The sequence below is a fragment of the Gemella sp. 20925_1_85 genome (genome assembly GCF_041433735.1).
Classification (GTDB): domain Bacteria; phylum Bacillota; class Bacilli; order Staphylococcales; family Gemellaceae; genus Gemella.
Genome location: NZ_JAPWCC010000051.1, coordinates 1 through 2,654, shown reverse-complemented (window position 1 = coordinate 2,654; position 2,654 = coordinate 1). Strand labels below are relative to the sequence as shown.

At 32.5% G+C, this 2,654-nt stretch carries 2 protein-coding genes; both read right to left on the bottom strand.

The features are described 5' to 3' along the window. Positions 1-35: 35 nt before the first annotated feature. Positions 36-1,397 carry a UDP-N-acetylmuramoyl-tripeptide--D-alanyl-D-alanine ligase gene (locus tag O3884_RS08940; RefSeq protein WP_371453038.1) on the bottom strand — a complete coding sequence of 454 codons (1,362 nt, stop codon included), beginning with the start codon at positions 1,395-1,397 and terminating at the stop codon, positions 36-38. 8 nt (positions 1,398-1,405) lie between these two features. After that, the gene (locus O3884_RS08935; protein ID WP_371453036.1) at positions 1,406-2,473 is read right to left on the bottom strand and encodes a D-alanine--D-alanine ligase; all 1,068 of its coding nucleotides are present in this window, start codon (positions 2,471-2,473) and stop codon (positions 1,406-1,408) included. Positions 2,474-2,654 lie beyond the last annotated feature (181 nt).

The window sequence follows — 2,654 nt, the reverse complement described above, 5'->3', positions numbered from 1 at the left end:
ACCTAACTATTTCTAATAGTTAGATCCTTATTTTCTTACTTCGTTATCTCTTCAATAATCGTCTCTAACTTCATAGAACGGCTTGCTTTGAATAAGATTACTTCGTTTTTGTGTCTGTTATTTTTTAGATATTCACTAACTTCTGCTGTAGTAGGGAAGTGTAGTGTTTTTATTTTATCATTTTTAATTTGTTTAGTAATGTTTTCTGCTAGTTCGCCAACACTGATTACTAAGTCGATATCGTTTGTGTTTTCAGAGATATATTCTCCAACTTCACCGTGATAGTTAACTTCATTAGGTCCTAGTTCGAACATGCTTCCTAGTACTAGTGTTTTATAATCGAAGTCATCGTAACTACTTACTACATCAACACCTGCTTTCATAGAAGTAGGGCTAGCATTATATGCATCGTTGATTATTAGTGAATCTTCTTTGTAAGGAATACTTTGTAGACGCATGCCTGTGATTTCCACAGTATTTTCGATAGCTTTGCGGATTTCTTCGTTAGTTAATCCGATTTTACTAGCGATTGCTGTTGCGAACATAATGTTATATAGATTATGTTTTCCTTTTAATTTTGTGAAGTATTGTTCATCACTTATATTAAGTTTGAAATCAATTTTGTCACGTTTAATTGTGTAGTTTTCTAATATAATATCGTTATAGTTATTCTCACCACATGATGTTGCGTTGATATCTGAAGAATCTACTAATGTTTTTAGAAGAACTTCATCTCCATTGTAGACGAAGTATCCGTCTTCTTTCATACCATTAGTGATTTCGAATTTAGCCTTAGCAATTCCTTCACGAGATTTAAAGAATTCTATATGACTTTCACCGATATTAGTAATTACTGTATAATCAGGTTCAACTAACTTAGATAGGAAGTCAAGCTGTCCAAAACCATCAGCTCCCATTTCAAGAACTAGTATTTCGCTATCTTCAGGCGCAGCAAGAATAGTTAATGGTACACCAAGTTCGTTGTTAAAGTTTCCTTGTGTTTTGTGAACTTTATATTTTGTTGATAATATACTAGTGATAATATCTTTAGTAGTTGTTTTACCATTACTACCTGTGATTGCGATAGTTTTGGCATTTAAACTTTCTAAATAGTGTTTCGCTAGAGTTTGAATTGCTTCGTAACTATCATCAACGTAGATGATATTGTTATTAGAAACAAAATCGTCTTTTAACGATAAACTTGCTGCAGCACCTTTTTCAAAGGCACTTTCTATATAGTTGTGACCATCGACATTTTCACCTAAAAAGGGAATGAATAAGTCACCTTGTTTAACTTTTCTACTATCAATAGCGATACCAGTAATTTCTACATTGTTAGTAATATTTACTTTTTTTGCATTTAATATTTTTTCTAAATCTGTAACTAAATATTTCATGGTTAATCCTATTCTTCAGTTAATAAGTTCTTACGATCTTCGTAACGCTCTACAGCTAGTGCGAATAGTTCTTCAATAATTTCAGAGTAACTTATATTCATATTTGCCCATAGAGAAGGGAACATTGAGAATGGAGTGAATCCAGGCATTGTGTTTACTTCGTTAATGAAGATTTCTCCTTCTTTAGTGTAGAAGAAGTCAGCGCGTACTAATCCTGACCCGCTGATTGCACGGAATGCAGTTGCCGCCATTTCTCTGAATTTAGGATATAGAGTAGTATCGATTGGAGCTGGAATATCCATACGAGATTGTCCATCTGTGTATTTAGTTTCATAATCGTAGAATTCTGTTGAAGAAATGTTTACGATCTCACCTGGATCTGTAGTCTTAACTTCGTTGTAACCAAGAACGGCAACTTCGATTTCTTTAGCGCCTACAGCACCTTGTTCAACAACGATTTTTTTGTCGAATTTTAGAGCTTCTTCGATACCTTTTACTAATTCAGTTTCATCGTTACAACGGCTAATACCAACTGAAGAACCTAAGTTCGCAGGTTTAACGAATACAGGGTATTTAAGATTTTCATTGATTTCAGCGATAACAGCTTCTTTTTTGTTTTTCCAAGTATATTCGATAAAGTGAATGTATGGAAGTTGTGGAAGGTCATAAGCAGCGAATAATTGTTTCATAACTACTTTATCCATACCGGCTGCACTTGAAAGTACATTGTTACCAACATATGCGATATCCATGATTTCTAGTAAACCTTGGATTGTCCCATCTTCACCATTTGGTCCATGAAGAACTGGGAAGACGATATCGAATTTACGTCCATCTTCGAATAATAATCCACTGATATCATTATCAAAGTTAGAAAAAACTAAATCCTGTTGATCTGTTACTTCTGATGTAATTTTTTCACCACGTGCCCAGTTACCTTCTAATGAGATAAAGATAGGGAATACGTTGTATTTTTCTTTGTCTATAGCGTTAATAATTGATTTCGCTGTTAAAAGTGATACTGAGTGTTCAGCACTTTTACCACCGTATACAATTCCAATATTTTGTTTTGTCATAAAAAATCTCCTAAAAAAATTTTTATATTGTTATTTTAAAAATTATTGTTACAGTTCATAGAATTATGTGATAATAATTTACTACTCTACTAACATACTAGATATTAAATCTAGTATTACAACATATAATTATACCACAAAAATATAAAGTAGAGTAGTTTTATAACTAATTTAAAATGTT

Bases quoted from the DNA above. Each gene is read 5' to 3' on its own strand.
- O3884_RS08935 (WP_371453036.1), bottom strand. From the start codon at position 2,473: ATGACAAAACAAAATATTGGAATTGTATACGGTGGTAAAAGTGCTGAA.
- O3884_RS08940 (WP_371453038.1), bottom strand. From the start codon at position 1,397: ATGAAATATTTAGTTACAGATTTAGAAAAAATATTAAATGCAAAAAAA.